This is a genomic window from Actinomadura fibrosa (assembly GCF_900659615.1).
GTDB classification, from domain to species: domain Bacteria; phylum Actinomycetota; class Actinomycetes; order Streptosporangiales; family Streptosporangiaceae; genus Spirillospora; species Spirillospora fibrosa.
The window spans coordinates 47938-73041 of sequence record NZ_CAACUY010000021.1; the positions used below are offsets into that span (position 1 = coordinate 47938).

Below are 25104 nucleotides of genomic sequence, written 5' to 3' on the forward strand. Positions count from 1 at the left end.
CGCGGACCGGTACCTCTGTCGTGAGATCGAACGTGTACGACACGGTCTCGGCGATCCGCTCGGCCACCCGCTCCGGCGAGACCGGCCCGTCGTCCTGAAGGTCCGTAATCTGAAGGCTCCAGCCCGGCTCGTCAGCCGGGAGGACCCACTGATACGGCTCACCGTCCACGGCCGGACACAGGGTCCGCAGCACCTCGTGCCGGGCAGCGACGTCGCTGAACGCCTGGACCAGCGCGTCCCGGTCCAGCGGCCCGGACAGCCTCATGGTCGTCGAGAGGTTGCGCGCGGCGCCCGGGCCTTCGATCTGGCTCAGGAACCATAACCGGCGCTGCGCGAACGACAACGGCACCCGTGCGGGACGCGCCTGCACCACCAAGGCCGGTCGCGTTTCCGCGTCCTCTGGCCCAGCCGCCAGACTCGCCGCGAGCCCGGCCACGGTGGGTGTCTGGAAGACCGTCCGGATCTCCACCTCGGCGCCCAGCACCTTGCGGATCCGGCTGACCAGCCTCGTCGCCAGCAACGAATGACCGCCCAGGGCGAAGAAGTCGTCGTCCACGCCCAGCCGATCCAGACCCAGGACGTCGGCGAACACCTGGCACAGCAGCTCTTCGCGTTCATTGGAAGGCTCGCGGCCCTGTTGCACCTGGTAGTCCGGTGCGGGTAGCGCACGGCGGTCCAACTTGCCGTTGGCGGTGAGCGGGAGGGCGTCCAGGACCACGACCGCGGACGGCACCATGTAGGCGGGCAGCTTGTCCCCGGCCAGCTTCTGTACCGAGGACGCCAAGTGCCCACGGCCTTGATCGGTGGCGCCTTCTACGGAGACGACGTAGGCGACCAGGCGCTGGTCGCCGGGGGTGTCCTCGCGAGCCACCACCGCGGCCTGGGCGACCGCGGGATGCCCGGCCAAGACCGCCTCCACCTCGGCCGGCTCGATCCGGAACCCCCGGATCTTGACCTGGTCGTCCACCCGGCCCACGAACTCCAGCTCACCGGTGGCGTTCCAGCGGACGCGGTCTCCGGTCCGGTACATCCGCTCGCCGGGCTGGAAGGGATCGGCCACGAACCGCTCGGCCGTCAGACCGGCGCGCCCCACATAGCCGCGCGCCACCCCGGCACCAGCCACATACAGTTCGCCTGCCACACCCGGCGGCACCAGACTGAAGGTCTCGTCCAGCACGAACACCCGCGTGTTGGCGACCGCCCGGCCGATCGGCAGCACATCCGCCACCGGACCCGTTGTGCGGAACTGCGTCGCGCACAACGTCACCTCGGTCGGGCCATACAACTGCCGCAACGAGATCCCAGGGCAGGCTGCCAAAATCCGCGCCACCATGCCCGCCGGCACCACATCTCCGCCGGTCAGCACCTCCCGCAAGCCCGCGAAGCAGCCCGGATCCTCTTGGGCCAGCACCCGCCCCAGCCCCGCCGTGACATGCACGTGCGTCAACCCGAACGCGGCGATCAGCTCACGCAGCCACGCCGCATCCACCTCACGCGCCGGCGCCACGACCACCGACGCCCCCGCCGCCAGCGGACCCCACACCTCATACACCGACGCATCAAAAGCGTGCGGAGCGTGGAACAGCACCCGCGAGTCGGACGACAGGCCCCAGAAGGTGTCCGAGACCAGCGCCGCCACATCCCGATGCGACACCCCCACGCCCTTGGGCACTCCTGTCGACCCCGAGGTGTACATGACATACGCCAGACCACCGCCCGGCGCCATCACGTCCAGAGGTTCTGCCGGGAGACCTCCGACCTGGGCCATCACCGCCGGGTCGTCTGCTACCACCCACGGGACCGTCCCACGCGCCTCCTCGGCCAGCTCCGTGAGCGACTCCGCCGTGGTCAGGCCGCATCGCACACCCGCGTCCCGGAGCATGAACGCCACGCGCTCCGCCGGCAGCGCCGAATCGATCGGAAGGTAGGCGCCACCGGCCTTCCACACCGCCAGCAACGCCACGATCAACTCCACACCGCGCGGCAGGCACACACCAACAACCGACTCCGCACCCACACCCTGTGCTGCCAAGTGGCGCGCCAGCCGGGTCGCCCGCTCGTCCAACTGCCGATACGAGACGGACTCGTCCTGCGAGACCACCGCCACCGCATCCGGCGACCGCCGCACCTGCTCCTCAAACAGCTCCACCACCGACGCACCCGGAACGGGCAACACGGCGCCCTCCCCGGCCGCCAACACCCGCTCACGCTCGTCGTCCGTCAGCACCTCGACAGCACTCAGACGGACCTTCGGCTCCCCGGCCACCTGCTCCAACACCCGGACCAGCCGCGCCGCGATCCGCTCCACCGTGCCGACCTCGAACAGATCCGCCGCACCCGTCAGCACGCCCCGCAGGCCCGCCGGGACGCCCTGGTGATCGAAGCGCTCCTCCATCGCCAGATCGAGGTCGAACTTCGCCGCCGACAGTCCGGCCGAGAGCGGGACAGCGGCATCCGCCGACAGCCCGCCAGCCTCGACCGCCTCCAGGTTCAGCCCTTCGCGCACGTTGTTCTGGAGGTTGAGCATCACTTGGAAGAGGGGGTGGCGGGCGAGGCTGCGGTGCGGGTCGAGCTCCTCCACCAGCCGCTCGAACGGCACATCCTGATTCTGGTAGGCGTCCAGACTCGTTTCCCGGACGCGCTCCAGCAATTCGGCGAAAGTCGGGTCGCCCGATAAGTCGGTGCGAAGGACGAGGGTGTTGACGAAGAAGCCGACCAGATCGTCCAGCGCCTCATCGGTACGGCCTGCGATCGTCGAACCGATCGGGATGTCGGCGCCTGCTCCCAAACGCGAGAGAAGGGCCGCTAGGGAGGCTTGCAGCACCATGAACAGCGTCACGCCCTCGGCCCGGGCCAGTTTCACCAACCGGGCGTGGACGTCCGCCGGAACTCGAAGGTCGATGCTGTGGCCTCGGTGACTGGCCGCCGCCGGGCGCGGTCGGTCCACCGGTAGGGCCAGCTCCTCGGGTATCTCCGTCAGCGCTTTTCGCCAGTACCCGACCTGCCGGGACAGGACGCTGTCGGGGTCGTTCTCATCGCCGAGCAGTTCGCTCTGCCATAACGCGTAGTCGGCGTACTGCACCGGCAGAGCCGCCCACCCCGGGGTCCGGTCGTGGCAGCGTGCCGAATAGGCCTCGGACACGTCCCGCGCCAAAGGCCCCATCGACCAGCCATCACCGGCGATGTGATGCACCACCAGTACCAGCACGTGCTCATCCGGCCCCAGCACCAGCAGCCGTGCCCGGACCGGCACCTCAGCCGACAGATCGAACGCACAAGAGACGCTGTCCGCGACGAGCGCCGGCAGTGAGGTGCCAGGGTCCCACGCCTCCGTGACCTCCAGGCGCCAGTCCAGCTCGTCCATGCCCAGGACCCGCTGGTACGGCTCACCGTCCACGGCCGGATACACCGTGCGGAGCACCTCGTGCCTGGCGATCACGTCACGAAGGGCGTGGGCCAGCGCCTCGCGGTCCAGGGCGCCGGTCAGTCGCAGCGCGACCGGGATGTTGTAGGTGGTGCTCGGGCCTTCCAACTGGGCCAGGAACCACAACCGCCGCTGCGCGAACGACAACGGCGGCCGTTCGGATCGCTCCCGCACCGCGAGGACCGGGCGCGCCGCCGCTCCCTCCGAGTTCGTGACAAGACCCGCCGCGAGCCCGGCCACGGTGGGTGCCTGGAAGACCGTCCGGATCTCCACCTCGGCGCCCAGGACCTTGCGGATCCGGCTGACCAGCCTCGTCGCCAGCAACGAGTGACCGCCCAGAGCGAAGAAGTCGTCGTCTACGCCCACCCGGTCCAGACCCAGGACGTCGGCGAACACCTGGCACAGCAGTTCCTCGCGCGCATTGGACGGGGCACGGCCCGCGGTCACCCGGTACTCCGGCGCCGGGAGCGCGCGGCGGTCTAGCTTGCCGTTCACGGTCAGCGGCAGCGCGTCCAACACCACTACCGCGGACGGAACCATGTAGGCGGGCAGCTTGTCCCCGGCCAGCTCTTCTACCGAGGACGCCAAGTGCTCGCGATCCTGGCCGGTAGTGCCGTCCGAGGGAACGACGTAGGCGACCAGGCGCTGATCGCCTGGGATGTCCTCGCGGGCGATCACCGCGGCCTGGGCGACCGCGGGGTGCCCGGCCAAGACCGCCTCCACCTCGGCCGGCTCGATCCGGAAACCCCGAATCTTGACCTGGTCGTCCACCCGGCCCACGAACTCCAACTCACCGGCGGCATTCCAGCGGACGCGATCACCCGTCCGATACATCCGCTCACCGGGCTCGAACGGGTCGGCCACGAACCGCTCCGCCGTCAAACCGGCGCGCTCCACATACCCGCGCGCCACCCCTGCCCCAGCCACATACAGCTCGCCCGCCACTCCCGGCGGCACCAGACTCAGGGTCTCGTCCAGCACGAACACCCGCGTGTTGGCCACTGCCCGACCGATCGGCAGCACACCCGCCACCGGACCCGTTGTGTGGAACTGCGTCGCACACAACGTCACCTCGGTCGGCCCATACAACTGCCGGACCAACACCCCCGGACACGCCTCCAAGATCCGCGACACCATGCTGGTCGGCACCACATCTCCGCCGGTCAGCACCTCCCGCAGACCCGAGAAGCACCCCGGATCCTCCTGCGCCAGCACCCGCCCCAAGCCCGCCGTGACATGCACATGCGTCAACGCGAACTCGGTGATCAGCTCTCGCAGCCACGCCGCATCCACCTTCCGGACGTCAGCCACGACCACGCGAGCCCCTACGGCCAGCGGACCCCACACCTCGAACACCGACGCATCGAAGGCGTGCGGCGCATGGAACAGCACCCGGGAGTCGGTCGACAGCCCCCAGAAAGTGTCCGAGACCAGCGCCGCCACATCCCGATGCGACACCCCCACGCCCTTAGGCACTCCTGTCGATCCGGAGGTGTACATGACATACGCCAGGCCACCGCCCGGAGCCTTCACGTCCAAGGGCTCCGTCGGGAGACTCTCGACCTGGGCCATCACCGCCGGGTCGTCTACAACCACCCACGGCACCGCCCCTCGCACATCCTCAGTCAGCTCCCTGAGCGACTCCGCCGAGGTCAGCCCACACCGCACCCCCGCGTCCCGGAGCATGAACGCCACGCGCTCCGCCGGCAGCGCCGAATCGACCGGCAGGTACGCGCCCCCCGCCTTCCATACCGCCAGCAGCGACACGATCAGCTCGACACTCCGCTCCATCACCACACCCACGACGGAGTCCGTGCCCACACCCTGTGCTGCCAGGTGGCGCGCCAGCCGGGTCGCCCGCTCGTCCAACTGCCGATACGAGACGGACTCGTCCTGCGAGACCACCGCCACCGCATCCGGCGACCGCCGCACCTGCTCCTCAAACAGCTCCACCACCGACGCACCCGGGACCGGCAACACGGCGCCCTCCCCGGCCGCCAACACCCGCTCACGCTCGTCGTCCGTCAGCACCTCGACAGCACTCAGACGGACCTTCGGCTCCCCGGCCACCTGCTCCAACACCCGGACCAGCCGCGCCGCGATCCGCTCCACCGTCCCGACCTCGAACAGATCCGCCGCACCCGTCAGCACGCCCCGCAGGCCCGCCGGGACACCGTCGGTATCGGAAGACTCCGTCATGCCCAGATCGAGGTCGAACTTGGCCGCCAGGTCACCCGCCCATCGGCGGGCCGACATGTCCTGTGCCTCGATGCCCGCCAGCTCGACCACTGCCCGCGAGGTGTTCCCGAGCCTGAGCATCACCTGGAAGAGGGGGTGCCGAGCGAGGCTGCGGTGCGGGTCCAGCTCCTCCACGAGCCGCTCGAACGGGACGTCTTGGTGCTGGTAGGCGTCCAGGCTTGCTTCCCGGACGCGCTCCAGCAGCTCGGCGAAAGTCGGGTCGCCCGATAAGTCGGTGCGAAGGACGAGGGTGTTGACGAAGAAGCCGACCAGATCGTCCAGCGCCTCATCGGTACGGCCCGCGATCGCCGAACCGATCGGGATGTCGGTGCCCGCCCCCAGCCGCGACAGCAGCATCGCCAGCGACGCCTGCACCACCATGAAGAGTGTGGCGCCTTCGGCCTTGGCGAGTTCCAGTAGTCGAGCGTGCAAATCCGCCCGGACGCGGAAGTCGACGCTATGCCCGCGCCGACCGCCCATCGCCGGACGCGGCCGATCGACCGGCAGCACCAGCTCCTCTGGTATCCCGGCCAAGGCCTCCCGCCAGTACCCGACCTGGCGGGACAACACACTGTCCGGGTCGTCCTCGTCGCCGAGCAGTTCGCGCTGCCATAACGCGTAGTCGGCGTACTGCACCGGCAGAGCCGCCCACCCCGGCGCCCGCCCTTCGCTCCGGGCCGCGTACGCCCGCGAGAGATCCCGCGCCAAGGGGCCCATCGACCAGCCGTCACCGGCGATGTGATGCACCACCAGCACCAGGACATGCTCCCCCGGCCCCAGCACCAGTACTTGTGCCCGGATCGGCACCTCCACCGACAGATCGAACGCGTACGACACCGCATCGGCCATCTGCGACGTCAACGAACCGCCGCTCGTCGCGTCCACGATCTGGAGGGACCAATCCAGCTCGTCCATGTTCAATACGCGCTGGTACGGCTCACCGTCCAGCGCCGGGTACACCGTCCGCAGGATCTCGTGCCTGGCGATGACGTCCCGGAACGCCCGGGCCAGCGCGTCCAGATCCAGCGGCCCGGACAGCTTCATCGCCGTCGAGATGTTCTGGGTGGCGTCGGGTCCTTCGAGCTGGGCCAGGAACCACAGCCGTCGCTGCGCGAACGACAACGGGATCATCGGGACTCCTCCTGCTCACGCATCGGCCGCAACGCAGGCCGGGTCGACTTCCGATCACCGACCTGCCGTGCCAGCTCCGCCACCGTGGGAGTCTGGAACACTGCCCGGATCTCCAATTCGGCGCCCAGCACCGTACGGATCCGGCTCACCAGCCGGGTCGCCAGCAACGAATGGCCGCCCAGCTCGAAGAAGTCGTCATCCACTCCGACGTGGTCCAGCTTCAGGACCTCCGCGAAGACTTGACACAACAGCCGCTCGCGTTCGTTGGACGGTGGCCGCCCCTCCTTCCTCCGGTACTCCGGAGCGGGGAGGGTGCGGCGGTCCAGCTTGCCGTTGGTGGTGAGCGGCAGCGCGTCCAGCACCACCACCGCCGAGGGGACCATGTACTCCGGCAACCGATCCGCACAGACCTTCCTGGCAAGGCCCGCCAAGTCCTCTGCTGCACGGTCGGCGGAAACGATGTAGGCGATCAGGCGCTGGTCACCGGAGGTGTCCTCACGAACGATCACCGCCGCTTGAGCGATGGCGGGATGCCCGGACAGAACCGCCTCGACCTCGCCCGGCTCGATCCGGAACCCGCGGATCTTCACCTGGTCGTCGGCCCGGCCGACGAACTCCAACTCACCACCGGAACTCCACCGGACCCGGTCTCCGGTTCGGTACATCCGCTCACCCGGCTCGAACGGGGAGGCCACAAACCGCTCCGCCGTCAGCCCCGCCCGGCCCACATACCCGCGCGCCACCTGGACGCCCGACACATACAACTCACCGGTCACCCCCGGCGGAACTATCCCCAGTTCCCCGTCCAGAACGTAGACGCGGGTGTTGGCGATCGGAGCGCCGATCGGCGCCTGTTCCCCCGGCATCAACGGCAGGCTCATCGTCGCGCACACCGTGGTCTCCGTCGGACCATACGCATTGATCAACCGCCGCCCCGCAGCCCACCGCTGCACCAGCCCCGGCCCCATCGCCTCACCCGCCGACACCAACGTCCGCACCGACGCCAGATCCGCCACGTCCAGGACCGACAGCACCGCCGGCGGCAACGTCACATGCGACACCCCATGCCGCTCGACCACCTCGGCCAGGCCCGCACCCGGCACCAGCTCGGCCGCCGGAGCCACCACCAGACCCGCCCCCGCACACAACGCCATCAACCACTCCGACGTCGCCGCATCAAAACCGATCGACGCGAACTGCAACACACGAGCTCCGGGTTCGACGCGGAAGCGCTCCATCTGGGCCCGGACCAGGTTCACCGCACCCGCATGGGTCACCCCCACACCCTTCGCACGCCCCGTCGACCCCGACGTATAAATCACATACGCCAAAGCGTCCTGGGACCCTGGCCGACTGACAGGCTCATCGGTAAGGGCGTCGACCGTCGTCATGACGGCTGGGTCGTCCAGGACGACCGTCCGGACGCGACCTGCGGGCAGATCCTCGACCACTTCCTGCGTCCCCAACACCAGCACCGCACCGGCGTCGGCCAGCATGAACGCCACCCGGCTCGCCGGCAACGCCGGATCAACCGGCAAATACGCACCACCGGCCTTCCACACCGCCAACAACGCCACCACCAAATCCACCCCACGCGGCAAACACAAAGCCACCACCGACTCAGCACCCACACCCTGCGCCACCAGGAACTGAGCCAGCCGATTCGCCCGCCTGTCCAACTCCCGATACGACACCGACTCACCAGCCGACACCACCGCCACCGCATCCGGCGACCGCCGCACCCACTCCTCAAACAGCTCCACCACCGACACGTCCGGCACGGGCACGGCCTCGCCGACCCCAGCGGCCAGCACCTGCTCGCGCTCACCCGCCGCCAGCACCTCGATCCGGCTCAGACGGGTGTCCGGCTCCTGGACGACCTGCTCCAGCACCCTGACCCAGCGCGCCGTGATCTGCTCGACTGTCGGCGCGTCGAAGAGGTCCGCCGCCCCGGTCACCGCGCCGCGAATGCCGGACGGAGTTCCCGCGGAATCGAAGAACTCCCTGATCTCCGCGTCGAGGTCGAATTCCGCCGTGTCCAGTTCCCGTGACGCCCTGGACGACAATCCCTCAACGTCCACGTCCGCCATGCTCACGATGCCGCGCGCCGTGTTCTGCAAGCGGAGCATCACCTGGAAGAGGGGGTGGCGGGCCAGGCTGCGATGCGGGTCGAGCTCCTCCACCAGCCGCTCGAACGGCACGTCCTGATGCTGGTAGGCATCCAGGCTCGTCTCCCGGACCCGCCCCAGCAGCTCGCTGAACGACGGATCACCCGATAGGTCCGTACGCAGCACCCGCGTGTTGACGAAAGAGCCGACCAGATCGTCCAGCGCCTCATCGGCACGGCCCGCCGTTCCCGACCCGATCGGGATGTCCGTGCCCGCGCCCAGGCGGTACAACAGCGTCGCGAGGGAGGCCTGCAACACCATGTACAACGTCACGCCTTCACTTCTGGCGAGACTCAGCAGTTCAGCGTGCAGATCCGCCGACAGGTTCAGCTTGGTGCCATGGCCGCGATGGCTGGCCACCGCCGGGCGCGGCCGATCCGCCGGCAGTGTCAGCTCCTCCGGTATCCCGGCGAGGGCCTGCCGCCAGTAGCCGAGTTGCTGGGAGAGCGCGCTGTCGGGGTCGTTCTCGTCGCCGAGCAGTTCGCGCTGCCATAGTGCGTAGTCGGCGTACTGGACCGGCAGCTCCGCCCAGGCCGGCGCCCGGTCCTCACATCGCGCGGCATACGCCTCGGACAGATCCCGCGCCAGCGGCCCCATCGACCAGCCGTCACCGGCGATGTGGTGCACCACCAGCACCAGCACCTGTTCGTCCGGCCCCGCCGCGAGCAACCACGCGCGAACCGGCAGCTCGCCGGAAAGGTCGAACGCATAGGACGCCGCTGCGGCGATCGCCTCCGCGACCAGGTGCCCGCCATCGGAGACGTCCAGAACTTGGAGCTCCCAGTCCAGCTCGTCCATCTTGAGGATGTGCTGATAGGGCTCGCCGTCGAGTGCCGGATAGACCGTCCGCAGCACTTCATGCCTGGCGATGACGTCGTTGAACGCCTGAGCCAGCGCTTCCCTGTTCACCTTTCCGGTCAGCCGCAAGGTGACCGGGATGTTGTAGGTCGCGCCAGGGCCTTCCAGTTGGGTCAGGAACCATAACCGACGCTGGGCGAACGACAGAGGCAGCCGCTCGGGACGTTCGCGTCTGACGAGTGCGGGCCTTGCCGACCCGCGCTCCGGTCCTGTGGTGAGCCCCGCCGCGAGCGCGGCGACGGTGGGTGCCTGGAACACCGTCCGGACGCCCACCTCGACGCCCAGCATCCTGCGGATCCGGCTGACCAGTCTCGTCGCCAGCAACGAGTGGCCGCCCAGCTCGAAGAAGTCGTCGTCCACCCCGACGCGGTCCAGTCCAAGGACCTCAGCGAAGGCCTGGCACAGCAACTCCTCGCATTCGTTGGACGGGGCGCGGCCCACGGTCACCCGGTACTCCGGCTCCGGAAGGGCGCGGTGGTCCAGCTTGCCGTTCACGGTCAGCGGCAGCGCGTCCAGGACCACCATCGCCGACGGCACCATGTACTCCGGTAAGCGCCCAGCGGCGAACTTCCTCACGCTCACGGGCAGCTCACTACCACCCGCGTGGTCCAAAGGGACGATGTAGGCGATGAGGCGCCTGTCGCCGGGGGTGTCCTCGCGAGCGATCACAGCGGCCTGGGCGACCGCGGGATGCCCGGCCAAGCACGCCTCCACCTCGCCCGGCTCGATCCGGAACCCCCGGATCTTGACCTGGTCGTCGGCCCGGCCCACGAACTCCAGCTCACCGGCGGCATTCCAGCGGACGCGATCACCCGTCCGGTACATCCGCTCACCGGGCTCGAACGGGTCGGCCACGAACCGCTCCGCCGTCAACGCCGCGCGCCCCACATACCCGCGCGCCACCCCGGCCCCGGCCACGTACAACTCACCCGCCACACCCGGCGGCACCACACTCAGGGCCTCATCCAGCACGAACACCCGCGTGTTGGCCAACGCCCGACCGATCGGCAGCACATCCACCACCGGACCAGCCGTCTGGAACTGCGTCGCGCACAAGGTCACCTCGGTCGGGCCATACAACTGCCGCACCGAGATCCCAGGACACGCCTCCAAGATCCGCGACACCATGCTGGTCGGCACCACATCCCCGCCGGTCAGCACCTCGCGCAAACCCGCAAAGCACCCCGGATCCTCCTGCGCAAGCACCCGCCCCAACCCCGCCGTGACATGCACATGCGTCAACCCGAACGCGGCGACCAGCTCACGCAGCCACGCCGCACCCACCTCACGCGCCGGTGCCACAACCACCGACGCCCCCGCCGCCAACGGTCCCCACACCTCATACACCGACGCGTCGAACGCGTGCGGCGCATGGAACAGCACCCGGGAGTCGGACGACAGCCCCCAGAAGGTGTCCGAGACCAGCGCCGCCACGTCCCGATGCGACACCCCCACGCCCTTGGGCACTCCTGTCGATCCGGAGGTGTACATGACGTACGCCAGATCGCCGGCTGAGGCTCCCGCCGCCATTCCCGCGCCCGAGAGTTCGCCCACCGCTCCCCTCACCGCCGGATCATCGACCACGACCACGTTCACGTCCCATGGCAGGACGATGGTCAGCCCGCCGGTCAGCTCTCCAGGGAGCTTCCCGGCCAAGGCGGACGTGGCCAGCGCGCACGTCACGCCCGCGTCCCGCACCATGAACGCCACCCGGTCCGCGGGCAGCCCCGGGTCGATCGGCAGATGAGCGCCGCCGGCCTTCCATACCGCCAGCAGCGACACGATCAGCTCGACGCCCCGCTCCATCACCACGCCCACCACCGACTCAGGGCCCACACCCTGGGCGGCCAGGTATCGAGCGAGCCGGTTCGCTCGTTCGTCCAGCTCCGGGTACGTGACGGATTCGTCCTGCGAGACCACCGCCACCGCATCCGGCGACCGCCGCACCCACTCCTCGAACAGCTCCACCACCGACGCACCCGGGACGGGTAGGACCTCGCCAGTGCCGGCCGACAGGACCCGCTCACGCTCGTCCCTCGACAGCACCTCGACCCGCTCCAATGGCACGTCAGCGCTGGTGTCGAGCAGGGCCTCCAGGGTGTCGACCAGGTTGCCGATCGTGGTGTGCAGCAACCCGCACACCAACTCGGCCTCGACCGGAGCGACCGCATCGACCACCAGGTCGAACCCGTCACCGCGGTCACCGACCGCGACCGCGAGCGGGTAGTTGCTGCGCTCCCGGCTGAAGATCAGCCTCATCCCGGCGCCGAGCTCCTTCGCGCGTCCGGCAGCCGGACTGGTGTAGCGGTAGTTGAAAATCGAGGCGAAGAGCGGAGCATCGCCGCGGACCGCGCTCGCGCGTTGGGTCAGGGCTAGTGGAGCGTGTTCGTGTTCGAGTAGCCCGGCGAGCAGGTTCCGGGTGGCGGTGATGGCTTGGCGCACTCCCGCTCCGCCGACCTGGACGCGGGCGGGCAGCGTGTTGATGAACAGCCCGGCCGCGCGGTCGGCACCGGCACCGGCCTGCATCCGGCCGAACAGCACCGTCCCGAACACCACGTCGTCACGCCCGGAGACCACCGCCAGCATCCGCGCGTACGCCACATGCATCACCGTCGCCGGGCTCACGCCCAGCCGCCGCGCCACCTCACGCAACCGCCCCGACATGTCGGGTTCCACCGGCCGGGCGGCACGCACCACACCCGAACCGTCGCCACGAACCTCCGCCACCCCGAACGGAAGCGTCGGCTCGCTCACCTCCGCCAGCATCTCCGCGAAGAACCGCTCATGCTCAGCGGCCGGGATCCCGCCCCTGGCCTGCGCCACGAACTCCCGGTACGACGGCGGCTCAGCCAGCTCACCGCCCCGGCCCGCCATGAACGCCCGCACCTCACCGAGCAGCACGTCCAGACCGGTGTGGTCACGGACCAGCTGGTGGACGCGGATCAAGGCCAGCCATCGCCCGGAATCGGGACGTTGGGCGATGTGCACGTCCATGAGGGGTGCGCGCCGCAGGTCCATCACCAGGCCACCCGCGGATACCAGGTCGGCCACGGGATCCTGGGTCTGAGCGCTCAGCACGCCCTCGTGGACGGGCAGCTCGGCCTTACGCCAGACCACCTGCACCGGCTCGCGCAACCCCTCCCACACCACACCGGTACGGAACACGTCGTGACGGTTCACCACCTGCTGCAACGCGTCCACGAACGCGTCCAGACGGTCACGGCCGTCGAACTCCAGCACCAGCGGAAGCACGTACGTGTCGCTGCCCTCGCCCGCCTCCATGAGGTGGTGGAAGAAGATGCCCTCCTGGAGTGGCGCCAGAGGATAGACGTCGGCGACGTTGGACGCACCACCCTCCACCGCCGCCACCACACGCTCCACCTCGGCCTCGGTGAGCTCCACCAACGGCAACATCTCCGCGGTGATCTGCTCGGCGCCCTCGGGAATCAGGTTGGGCGGGACCACGACCGGCTCGGGCCCCGCCACCGCTGCCAGGCCCGCCACCGTCGGTGTCTGGAACAACGCCCGCACCGAGATCGACACTCCACGGACCCGCAACCGCTCCACCAACGACACCGCCAGCAGCGAATGACCACCCAGAGCAAAGAAGTCGTCATCCACGCCTACCTGGTCGAGCCCCAGGACCTCGGCGAACACCTCGCAGAGCAGTTCCTCGCGTGCATCGGCCGGACCCCGACCTTGCCTGCTGCGATACTCCGGCACCGGGAGGGCGCGGCGGTCCAGCTTGCCGTTGGTGGTGAGCGGCAGCGCGTCCAACACCACCACCGCCGAGGGCACCATGTACTCCGGCAACCGGTCCGCACACCGCTGCCTGACCGCCGACGCCAGCTCCCCATCGTCCTGATCCGCCACGCTGTCGGCAGGCACGACATAAGCCACCAGGCGCCGGTCTCCCGGGGCGTCCTCACGAGCGATCACTGCCGCTTGGGCGACGGCTGGATACCCGGACAGAACCGCCTCGACCTCGCCCGGCTCGATCCGGAACCCCCGGATCTTCACCTGGTCGTCCACCCGGCCAACGAACTCCAACTCACCAGCGGCGTTCCACCGGACCCGGTCGCCCGTCCGATACATCCGCTCGCCCGACCCAAACGGAGACGCCACGAATCTCTCGGCGGTCAATCCGGCACGACCCACATATCCCCGGACGACCTGAGCACCCGAAACGTAGAGTTCGCCGGTAACCCCGGTCGGGACGACGTCCATCCCCTCGTCCAGCACGTAGACGCGCGTATTGGCGGTCGGTTCGCCGATCGGCGCCGTCCCCGCCGGCACGCTGTCGCGGGTGAGGCGCGCGGTCACCACACCGATCGTCGTCTCGGTCGGGCCGTAATGGGTGAACAGTTCGCAGCCGGCATCCTCGGCCGCCACCAGCAGTTCCGCCAGCCAACTGGGCGGGGCCGACTCACCGCCCAGGACCAGCGACCGCGTCGGCAGCACGCCCTTCATGCCGGCGCCCGCCGAGAGCGCCGACAGGTGCGATGGCACCGCCTTCAGGAAGTCGATCTCGTGGCGGTCCAGGTAGTTCGCCACCGCGCTCGGGTCGGTGACCAGTTCCGCCGGTATCACATGGAGTTCGCCGCCCGTCGTCAGGCTCGCGAACAGTGCCGTGTTCCCCAGGTCCGTGAACGGCGCCTGCAACAACGCGTACCGGCCCGGCCTCTGATCGGCGTCGCCCCGGAAACCCACCTCCGGCGGTACTGAAGCGACGTAGTTGGCCAGTGCGGCCTGTGTGACGCCCACACCCTTCGGTCGGCCGGTGGACCCGGAGGTGTACATGACGTACGCCAGTCCGCCGTCCGACACGTCTGGCACGTCTGCTCCGAGGGGGCCGTCGAGAAGGGCGGCGATCGTCGTCTCGACGATGGGATCGTCCAGGACCACTGTCCGGACGCGGCCCGCGGGCAGGTCCTCCGCCACCTCCCGTGTTCCCAGGACGAGGACCGCGCCGGCGTCGGCGAGCATGAACGCGATGCGGCTCGCGGGCAGCGCCGGGTCGATGGGCAGGTACGCGCCGCCGGCCTTCCAGACGGCCAGCAACGCAGCGATCATCTCGATGCCGCGCGGCAGGGACAGCCCCACCACCGACTCCGCGCCCACGCCCTGCGCCGCGAGGTAGCGGGCCAGCCGGTTCGCGCGCTCGTCCAGGTCCGCGTAGGTGACGATCTCAGCGCCCGACACCACCGCCACCGCGTCCGGTGATCGGCGCGCACGCTCCTCGAACAGCTCGGCCACCGACGCGTCCGGTCCTGGCCGGACGCTGCCGGTGCCCGCGGCCAGCAACCGCTTCCGTTCGCCCGGCGATACGACTTCGACACCGCTCAGGCGCGTGCGGGGCCGTCCGGCGATCTGCTCCAGTACCCGGATCCAGCGTTCGACCAGTCCCGCCATCGTCGGTTCGTCGAACAGGTCCGCCGCGCCGGTCACCGCTCCGCGGATCCCGGAAGGGCGACCGTCCTGGAAGGCCTCACCGACCATCACGTCGAGGTCGAACTTGGCCGCCGGCCTGGCGGTCGGCAGGAGCTCGACGTCCAGTCCCAGCAGCTTCGGGGCGCCCTCAACGGTGTCGTGCATCGTCAGCACCACCTGGAAGAGCGGGTGGCGGGCGAGGCTGCGGTGCGGGTCGAGTTCCTCCACGAGCCGCTCGAAGGGGACGTCTTGGTGCTGGTAGGCGTCCAGGCTCGTTTCCCGGACGCGCTCTAGCAGTTCAGCGAAAGTCGGGTCGCCTGATAGGTCGGTGCGAAGGACGAGGGTGTTGACGAAGAAGCCGACCAGGTCGTCCAGGGCCTCGTCGGTACGGCCCGCGATCGCCGAACCGATCGGAATGTCGGTGCCCGCGCCTAAGCGTGAGAGAAGGGCCGCTAGGGAGGCTTGCAGCACCATGAACAGCGTCACGCCCTCGGCCTTGGCCAACTCCAGCAAACGGGCGTGCAGATCCGCGGGCACCTCCAACTCGGCGCTATGCCCGCGGTGGCTGGCCGCCGCCGGACGCGGCCGGTCCACCGGTAACGCCAGCTCCTCGGGGATTCCAGCGAGCGCTTCCCGCCAATAGCCAATCTGCCGAGACAGGACGCTATCGGGGTCGTTCTCATCGCCCAGTAGTTCGCGCTGCCATAACGCGTAGTCGGCGTACTGCACCGGTAAAGCCGCCCACCCCGGCGCCCGACCCTCACAGCGCGCCGAATACGCCTGCGACACATCTCGCGCCAGCGGCCCCATCGACCAACCGTCACCGGCGATGTGATGCACCACCAGCACCAACACGTGCTCGCCCGATCCCGACGCCAGCAGCGACGCCCGGATCGGAACCTCCACCGAGAGGTCGAACGCGTACGACACCGCGGCTGAGATTCCATCGGCCATGGCGCCGATGTCCTGCATCTCCGCGATCCGCAGGTCCCAGTCCAGCTCGTCCATGGCCAGGACGCGCTGGAAGGGCTCGCCGTCCAGCGCCGGATACACCGTCCGCAAGGCTTGGTGGCGCTCCAGCACGTCCCGCATCGCGGCGGCCAGCGCACGGCGGTCCAGCGCACCGGTCAGCCGCAGCACCACCGGGCTGTTGTACGTCGCGCTCGGCCCTTCCAACTGGGCCAGGAACCACAACCGCCGCTGCGCGAACGACAACGGCACCCGCTCGGGACGCTCCCGCGCCGTCAGCGCCGGGCGCACCACCTCGCCCTCCGTCCCGGCCGCCAGACCCGCCGCCAATCCGGCCACGGTGGGGGTCTGGAAGACCGTCCGGATCGGCACCTCGGCACCCAGGACCGTGCGGATCCGGCTCACCAGCCGCGTCGCCAGCAGCGAGTGACCGCCCAGCGCGAAGAAGTCGTCCTCGACCCCGACCCGGTCCAGGCCCAGGACCTCGGCGAACACCTGGCACAGCAGTTCCTCGCGGGCGTTGGACGGTCCACGTCCCTGCTTCACCTGGTATTCCGGTGCGGGCAACGCGCGGCGGTCCAGCTTGCCGTTGCCGGTCAGGGGCAGCGCGTCGAGCACCACCACCGCCGAGGGGACCATGTACTCCGGCAGCCGGTCCGAGCACGATCGCCTGACCGCGGACGCCAGATCGTCGCCGATGTGGGACGCCGTGCCGTCCGCCGGGACGACATAGGCGGTCAGGCGCCGGTCACCCGGCGCGTCCTCACGGACCGTCACCGCTGCCTGCGCGACCGCGGGGTGGCCCGTCAGGACCGCCTCCACCTCGCCCGGCTCGACCCGGAACCCCCGGATCTTCAGCTGCTCGTCGATCCGGCCCGCGAACTCCAGCTCACCCGCGGCGTTCCAGCGGGCCCGGTCACCCGTCCGGTACATGCGCTCGCCAGGGCGGAGGGGGTCGGCGACGAAGCGTTCCGCGGTGAGTCCGACCCTGTTCAGGTATCCGCGGGCCATTCCGGCGCCCGCTATGTACAGCTCACCGATCGCGCCCGGCGGCAGCACGCTCAGGGCCTCGTCCAGCACGTACGCGCGCGTACCTGCCACCGGTCGGCCGATCGGTACGGTCCCGTCCGCGAGACCGGCCGGGGTCAGGCGCGTGGTCACCACGCCGATCGTGGTCTCCGTCGGGCCGTAGTGGTTGAACAGCTCGCAGCCGACGCCCTCGGCCGCTGTCAGCAGTTCCTCAAGCCACCCCACCGGGGCCGCTTCACCGCCCAGGACCAATGATCGCGCCGGTAACACGCCTTTCATGCCGGCGGCCGCCGCCAACGCCGACAGGTGCGAAGGCACCGCCTTGAGGAAGTCGATACCGTGCCGTTCCAGGTACTCCGCCACCGCGCTGGGATCAGTGACCGCGTCCGTCGGCAGCACATGCAGTTCACCGCCGTTCGCCAGGCTGGCGAACATCACCGTGTTCCCCAGGTCCGTGAACGGCGCCTGCAACAACGCGAAGCGACCCGGCCTCCGGTCGATGTCGGCTCGGAATCCCACCGCCGACGGCACCGACGCGACATAGTTGGCCAGAGCTTCCTGCGTGATGCCCACTCCCTTGGGACGGCCCGTGGACCCCGAGGTGTACATCACGTACGCCAGCCCGCCGCCGGACACCGCCGTTCCGAGGGGGTCCTCCGGGAGGTCGCACGTCAGAAGCGCCACCGCCGGGTCGTCCAGCGCCACCACGCGCACGCGGCCCGCGGGAAGGTCCCCGGCCACCTCCTGCTCGGCCAGGACGAGCACCGCGCCCGCGTCCTGGAGCATGAACGCCACCCGCCCGGCGGGCAGCGCCGGATCGATGGGCAGGTACGCGCCGCCGGCCTTCCAGACGGCCAGCAACGCAGCGATCATCTCCACGCCGCGGGGCAGGCACAGACCCACCACCGATTCCGGACCGACACCCTGCGCGACCAGGTAGCGCGCCAGCCGGTTCGCCCGCCGGTCGAGGTCCCGGTAGCGGACGCGTTCACCGCCCGACACCACCGCCACCGCATCGGGCGATCGCCGCGCGCACTCCTCGAACAGCTCCACGACGGGCGCACCGGACGACGGCACCGGTCCGCCGGTCCCGGCGGCCAGCACGCGCTCGCGCTCGTCCCGCGTCAGCACCTCGACGGCGCCGAGACGGATCCCCGGCTCCCGGGCCACCTGCTCCAGCACCCGTACCAGCCGCGCCGTGATCCGCTCGACCGTCACGGCGTCGAACATGTCCGCGGCGCCGGTGACCACGCCGCGCAGGCCCGCCGGAACGCCGCCCGCGCCGAACACCTCTCCGACCATCACGTCCAGGTCGAACTTTGCCGCGGACCTGCCGGCGAACAGCGTCGTGCTCTCGGCCCCGGCCCAGTCCAGCGCCCCTATGCCTCCGGCGGCCGAGGTCCCGGCGTTCAGCTTCGTCAGGACCACCTGGAAGAGGGGGTGGCGGGCGAGGCTGCGGTGTGGGTCGAGCTCCTCCACGAGCCGCTCGAAGGGGACGTCTTGGTGCTGGTAGGCGTCCAGGCTCGTTTCCCGGACGCGCTCTAGCAGTTCAGCGAAAGTCGGGTCGCCTGATAGGTCGGTGCGAAGGACGAGGGTGTTGACGAAGAAGCCGACCAGATCGTCCAGCGCCTCATCGGTACGGCCCGCGATCGCCGAACCGATCGGAATGTCGGTGCCGGCACCCAAGCGTGAGAGAAGGGCCGCCAGGGAAGCTTGCAGCACCATGAACAGCGTCACGCCCTCGGCCTTGGCCAACTCCAGCAAACGGGCGTGCAGATCCGCGGGCACCTCCAGCTCAGCGCTGTGCCCACGGTGGCTGGCCACCGCCGGACGCGGACGGTCCACCGGTAACGCCAGCTCCTCGGGAATTCCCGCAAGCGCTTCCCGCCAATAGCCAATCTGCCGAGACAGGACGCTGCCGGGGTCATTCTCATCGCCCAGTAATTCGCGCTGCCATAACGCGTAGTCGGCGTACTGCACCGGTAAAGCCGCCCACCCCGGCGCCCGACCCTCGCATCGAGCCGTGTACGCCTGCGACACATCCCGCGCCAACGGCCCCATCGACCAGCCATCACCGGCGATGTGATGCACCACCAGCACCAGCACGTGCTCGTCCGGCCCTGCTCCCAGCAGCCACGCCCGGATCGGAATCTCCACCAGCAGGTCGAACGCGTACGACACCGCTGTGGTGATCTCTTCGGCCACCTGCGTGGGCACCTGGACGACCGGCCAGCCCGCCGAGTCGTCACCGAAGGCGTCCATCACCGGCAGGTCGGTCACCTCATCGAGGACCGGCTCACCGTTTCCGTTGCCGACCAGATCCACGATCCGCAGGGACCAGTCCAGCTCGTCCATGCCGAGGACGCGCTGGAACGGCTCGCCGTCCACCGCCGGATACACCGTCCGCAGGACCTCATGGCGCTCCAGCACGTCCCGCATCGCGGCGGCCAGCGCACGGCGGTCCAGCGCACCGGTCAGCCGCAGCACCACCGGGCTGTTGTACGTCGCGCTCGGCCCCTCCAACTGCGCCAGGAACCACAACCGGCGCTGCGCGAACGACAAAGGGATCATCGGGACTCCTCCTGCTGACGCATCGGCCGCAGCGCAGGCCGCGTCGACTTCCGATCACCGACCTGCGAAGCCAGATCCGCCACGGTGGGGGTCTGGAAGACGGCTCGGATCTCCACCTCGGCGCCCAGCACCGTACGGATCCGGCTCACCAGCCGCGTCGCCAGCAAGGAATGGCCGCCGAGGGCGAAGAAGTCGTCATCCACGCCCACTCGTTCCAAGCCCAGGACCTCGGCGAAGACCTGGCACAGCGACTCTTCGCGTTCGTTCGCCGGGGGGCGGCTCTGCTTCACCCGGTATTCGGGCGCGGGCAAGGCGCGGCGATCCAGCTTGCCATTGCCCGTCAGGGGCAGCGCGTCCAGCGTCACGACCGCCGACGGCACCATGTACTCCGGCAGCCGTTCCGCGCACATGCGTTTGACCGACAGCGCCAGTTCCGCGTCGTCCCGGCTCGCCGGCCCCTCAGCGGGAACGATGTAGCCGACCAACCGCCGATCACCGGGCGCGTCCTCGCGGGCGACCACGGCGGCCCGCGCGATCGCGGGATGCCCGGCCAGAACCGCCTCGACCTCGCCAGGCTCGATCCGGAAACCGCGGATCTTCACCTGGTCATCGCTCCGGCCGACGAACACCACTTCACCGGAGGAGTTCCAGCGGACCCGGTCCCCTGTCCGGTACATCCGCCGCCCCGGCTCGAACGGGCACGCCACGAACCGCTCGGCGGTCGGTGCGGCGCGCCCCACATATCCCCGGGCGAGTTGCGGACCGGAAACGTACAGCTCGCCGGTCACTCCCGGCGGCACCACGCCCAGTTTCCCGTCCAGCACGTAGACGCGGGCAGCAGCGGCCGGTCTGCCGATCGGAACCGTCCCGGCGGTGACCTTCTCACGGGTCAGGCGGGTGGTCACCACACCGATCGTCGCCTCGGTCGGCCCGTAGTGGTTGAACACCCCGCAACCGGCGCCTTCGGCAGCGGCGAGCAGTTCTTCGAGCCAGCTCGCCGGAGCCGCCTCACCGCCCAGGACCAGCGACCGCGCGGGCAGGACCTTCGCCGTCCCCGCCGACAGCGCCGCCCAATGGGACGGCACCGCTTTCACGAAATCGATGGCGTGCCGCTCAAGATATTCCGCCACCGCGCCCGGATCGGTGACCGTCTCCCCCGGCAGTACATGCAGTTCGCCACCACTGACCAGGCTGGAGAACATCACCGTGTTCCCCAGGTCGGTGAAGGGCGGCTGCAACAACCCGTATCGGCCGGGCTCGCCGTCCGGCCTGAAACCCACTGCCGGAGGCACTGAGGTGACGTAATCGGCCAAGCCCTCATGAGTGACGCCCACGCCCTTCGGGCGGCCGGTCGAGCCGGAGGTGTACATCACGTAGGCCAGCCCGCCTCGCGGCACCACCACTTCGAGGGGCCGATCCGCGAGGCCGTCTGTCAGGACCGCCAGCATCGGGTCGTCCAACGCCACGACGCGCACGCGGCCCGCGGGCAGGTTCTCGGCCACCTCGCGCGTCCCCAGCACCAGGACGGCCCCGGCATCGGCGAGCATGAACGCGACCCGTCCCGCCGGCAAGGCCGGGTCGACGGGCAGGTAGGCGCCACCCGCCTTCCACACGGCCAGCAACGCGGTGATCATCTCCACGCCGCGCGGCAGGCAGAGCCCCACCACCGACTCCGGGCCCACGCCCTGGGCCGCCAGGTACCGAGCGAGCCGGTCCGCCCGCTCGTCCAGCGCCCGGTACGAGATCGTCTCCTCCTGCGACACCACCGCCGGCGCTTCAGGCGACAGGCGCGCCTGCTCCTGGAACATCTCCACCACCGACGCGCGTACCGCACCCGCCGGGGCAGGCAGCGGGCGGACGCCCGCGGTGGGGAGATCGCCGTCCGTTCCGGCGCGGTCGAGGCCCAGCACCTCGGCGAAGACCTGGCACAGCAGTTCCTCGCGCGCTTCCGCCAGGTCGAGCCCGGTCGGCGGCGGCAGCGCGCGGCGATCCAGTTCACCGCCCACCGTGAGAGGCAGGGCCTCTAGGGCCACCACCGCGGACGGCACCATGTGCTCCGGCAGCCTGCCGGCGCAGAACCGCCTGACGCTCCCGGGCAGCTCCGCGCCGTCCGCACCGTGCGCGGGGACGACGTAGCCGATCAGGCGCTCGGCGTCCGGAGCGTCCGGCCGGACGACCACCGCCGCCCGCGCGACCGCGGGATGCCCGGCCAGTACCGACTCGACCTCGTCCGGCTCCACCCGGAACCCGCGGATCTGGATCGCAGCCACGCTCGCACACCCCACCGATTCAGCGACTACTGGACAGCGAATGCCGGCCGGTACCGAGCCGACCGGTCCGGGCAGGCATGCGGCGCGCATCCGAGCGTGCGTGCCATCGACTCGGAACCCGCCGGGAAGAACGGGCCCTAGCCCTGCTCCATGGCCTTGATCAGGCTCTTGGGACGCAGGTCGGTCCAGTTCTTCTCGACGTAGTCGAGGCACTCCTGCCGGCCCGCCTCCCCGAACACGGTCGTCCACCCCTCCGGCACATCGGCGAACACCGGCCACAGGGAGTGCTGGCCCTCCTCGTTGACCAGGACGAGAAAGTTCGCATCGGGGTCGTCGAAAGGATTCATTCCCTACCCTCTCCTCGCGTTCGTGACCAGATCAGCGGCCGTCCCCGCGCAGCGGCGGAAGGCGGTCGAGAAAGGCGCATCAAAGACCGGGAAATCGCGGCGGGGCGCCGCTGTCGCGGCCGGCCCCCATCGGTAAGGCACCCCAGCCGCCGCTCACTATGCATGAGGGCCACGAACTGATCAACACTGTGGCGCGCGGCGGCACCGCCCTTGCGCGGACGCTGCCGAGATGCCACGCGAACCCGCACGTGACCTGCGTCCAACTGGGGCGGTGCCACACTTGAACACTCCGCGGGAAACCGCGTCCCCGGCATCCAACGGCCTCATGGTGACGGCCCGTCCCGTCACCCCTAGAGTGGGGCCTTCGATGGCGGCCGACCTTTTCGCTCCCCCGGCATGACCGCAAGGAAAGGCTCCGAGATGAAGGCTCCCACCCGCTTCTTATCCGTGATCGGTATCGCCTGCGCGCTGTTACCGGCGGCCGCGGCGACCTCCTATGCCGCACCGCCCAAGGAGGCGGACTGCGTCACCGCCACCGAGACCCAGGACTACGGCCGGGGTGAGATCTCCCTCTGCCCGCAAGGCGACGGCACCTATCACATCACCGGCTGGATCGAGGATCTGCTTCCCGGCGACGGCGTGTTCACCGGACCGGACGGAGCCTGCGTCGCCTGGTACCTCTACGCGGGCACCGAATACGTAGGGTTCCCGCCGTCGGCCTGCCCGCACTTCCACGGTCCCACGAACCCCGCGAAGTTGCAGCTCGACGTCATCTATAAATCCGATGCACCGCTCACATCAGCCAAGTTGGGCCGTTACTGGGTCTGACACCGACGCGCTCCTGCCAGCGGCCTCTCGCGGCGTGGCCGGGTCGTTCAGGTGTCGGTCGTCGCGCTGGTGAAGATGGCGCGCACGGGTGCTCGCCCGTGGGCTTGGATCAGTCGGTGGTGGCCGGGTGCTGCGCCGGTAGGTGCAGCACCGCCAGCGCGGTCGTCCAGTTGGTGAGCATGGCGTGCTGCGCGGCGGCCAGCGTCACCTTTCCCTCGCACAGCCCGCGGTAGACCGAGAACTCCACGTCGTCCTTGGGGTTGGGGCTCGCGCCCGGTTCGGGCCACAGGTTGCGGGGGTCGCTGGGGGCGCCGCCGAGGCTGAGCGGCAGGAAGTGGTCCTCCTCGTAGGAGCGGGTGCGGTGGTCGCGGTACCCGTACCAGCGGATCTGCGTGACCTTGAGCCGATCGGTGTAGGAGGCGGGCGGACGGATCGAGCGGGTGTAGCCCGGCCGGCACACCGTGGACTTGATCGTGGCCTGGGTGACGGCGGGGTTGGTGGCACCCGGCGTGCACGTGCGATCAGGCCGGGTGACGGCGGGGCCGGTGCTGGTGGCGTGGCAGGTCCCGGCGGCCCGGCTGGGGATCGTTCCCGGTGTCCCCGAGGGTTTGCCCGACGCCGAGGGAGGACGGGCTCGATGCGGTGTTGAGGCATCGCCGCCGCAGCCGGCGGCCAGGACCGGCACCAGCAGCGCCGCGGACACGCCGCGCACGGCGATCGGGAAGTGCAGAGCCATCGGGAGCTCCTCGTTGATGTCGTGGGACGCGGCTTTCCGGACGCTCGTCCGGTGGCCATTGCGGGCGTCCCCGCAGGTGTTTCCGGCGGACGAGATCGATACGCCAGGTCGCTCGTGAGAGGCGGGGACACTTGTATCGCCCCGGCGGCCACCTGAGACGGTCGGTGTGCCTGGTGTCTCCAGGCCCGTAGGCGTCTCTGGACGATGCGGCGGGGCGTGCTCGGCATGGTCGAGTCCGGGGGAACCCGGTCGGCTGTCGTGTGGGAGGGAGCGTCACCCGTCGTGGGGGATGCCGCCGGTCCTCGGCTTCTCGCAGACTTCCGCGTGTAGGCAGCGCGTTCCCGAGACGGACGAGGTGAGCGGCATGGCGGTGGACGTCCACGGTCCCATCGACTTCCTTCTGCTGGAGTTCCCCGGCGACCGGCTCACCGGTGACACGGCGCGCGCCCTGATGGATCTCGTCGAGCGCGGCGTGATCCGGGTGTACGACCTCGTGGTGATCGAGATGGGGCCGGACGGGTCGGTGCGGCTGCTCGACCTGGCGCGGCCGGAGGCGAAGGAGCTCGGGGTGTTCGCCGAGTTCGCGGGCGCGCGGTCGGGGCTGCTGGGCGACGAGGACGTGCGCGAGGCGTCCGCCGCCCTGCGTCCCGGCACGGTGGCGGCGCTGGTCGTCTACGAGAACACCTGGGCCGTGCCGTTCGTGGCCGCGGCGCGGGCGAGCGGCGGCGAGGTCGTCGCGAGCGCGCGCATTCCCGCCACGGACGTGATGGACGCGCTCGAAGCGCTCGAAGCGACGGCCTGAGGAGGAGAGTCATGCCCGGTTTGCTCAGAGGGGTCGCGCGGACGGCCGTGATCGCGGGGACGGCGTCGGCGGTCAGCGGACGCGTGCAGCGGCGCCAGGCCGAGCGGTTCGCCGAGCGCGACGCGCGGATCGCGGCCGATCGCGAGGAGGCGTACGAGCGGCAGCCGGGCTACGCGTCCGGTCCCGCGGCGCCGCCGACCGACCCGGTCGAGCAGCTCAAGGACCTGGCGGACCTGAAGGAGCGGGGCATCCTGACCAATGCCGAGTTCGCGGCGCAGAAGGCCAGGATCCTCGCCAGGTGAC

General features: G+C 70.0%; 8 protein-coding genes (1 of these 8 only partly in view). 3 read left to right on the forward strand and 5 right to left on the reverse strand.

Features of this window, described 5'->3' with window-relative positions:
* The 4 genes in view from E1300_RS10930 to E1300_RS10945 are tightly spaced (at most 47 nt apart) and all read right to left on the reverse strand, a layout consistent with a single transcriptional unit that may run on beyond the window.
* Window positions 1–6793, reverse strand: partial view of a non-ribosomal peptide synthetase gene (locus E1300_RS10930; protein ID WP_131756777.1) — the 5' end (the start) only. The gene continues 9413 nt to the left of window position 1, outside the view; 6793 of the gene's 16206 nt are visible here — the first part of the coding sequence; it begins with the start codon at window positions 6791–6793; its stop codon lies off the left edge, out of view.
* A complete protein-coding gene (locus E1300_RS10935) occupies window positions 6790–19818 on the reverse strand; it encodes a non-ribosomal peptide synthetase (protein ID WP_131756778.1) in 13029 nt (4342 codons plus the stop codon). Before E1300_RS10935 ends, E1300_RS10930 begins: the two co-directional genes overlap by 4 nt.
* A complete protein-coding gene (locus E1300_RS10940) occupies window positions 19815–22178 on the reverse strand; it encodes a non-ribosomal peptide synthetase (RefSeq protein WP_131756779.1) in 2364 nt (787 codons plus the stop codon). Before E1300_RS10940 ends, E1300_RS10935 begins: the two co-directional genes overlap by 4 nt.
* Window positions 22179–22225: 47 nt before the next feature.
* A complete protein-coding gene (locus E1300_RS10945) occupies window positions 22226–22435 on the reverse strand; it encodes an MbtH family protein (protein WP_131756780.1) in 210 nt (69 codons plus the stop codon).
* Between the two features lie 420 nt (window positions 22436–22855).
* On the opposite strand from E1300_RS10945, the gene E1300_RS10950 reads away from it, so the two are divergent.
* Window positions 22856–23263 (forward strand): hypothetical protein, encoded by a 408-nt coding sequence (locus tag E1300_RS10950; protein ID WP_131756781.1) that lies wholly within the window; start codon window positions 22856–22858, stop codon window positions 23261–23263.
* Between the two features lie 109 nt (window positions 23264–23372).
* Here E1300_RS10950 and E1300_RS49955 read toward each other — a convergent pair whose 3' ends face one another.
* Entirely contained in the window at window positions 23373–23999 is a 627-nt protein-coding gene (locus E1300_RS49955; RefSeq protein ID WP_165502792.1) for a hypothetical protein, read from the reverse strand.
* A 364-nt stretch (window positions 24000–24363) separates the two neighbouring features.
* Here E1300_RS49955 and E1300_RS10960 point away from each other — a divergent pair, with 364 nt between their 5' ends.
* A complete protein-coding gene (locus E1300_RS10960) occupies window positions 24364–24801 on the forward strand; it encodes a DUF6325 family protein (RefSeq protein ID WP_131756783.1) in 438 nt (145 codons plus the stop codon).
* 11 nt (window positions 24802–24812) lie between these two features.
* Window positions 24813–25103, forward strand: coding sequence for an SHOCT domain-containing protein (locus E1300_RS10965; RefSeq protein ID WP_131756784.1), 291 nt, complete (start codon window positions 24813–24815; stop codon window positions 25101–25103).
* Window position 25104: the final 1 nt, after the last annotated feature.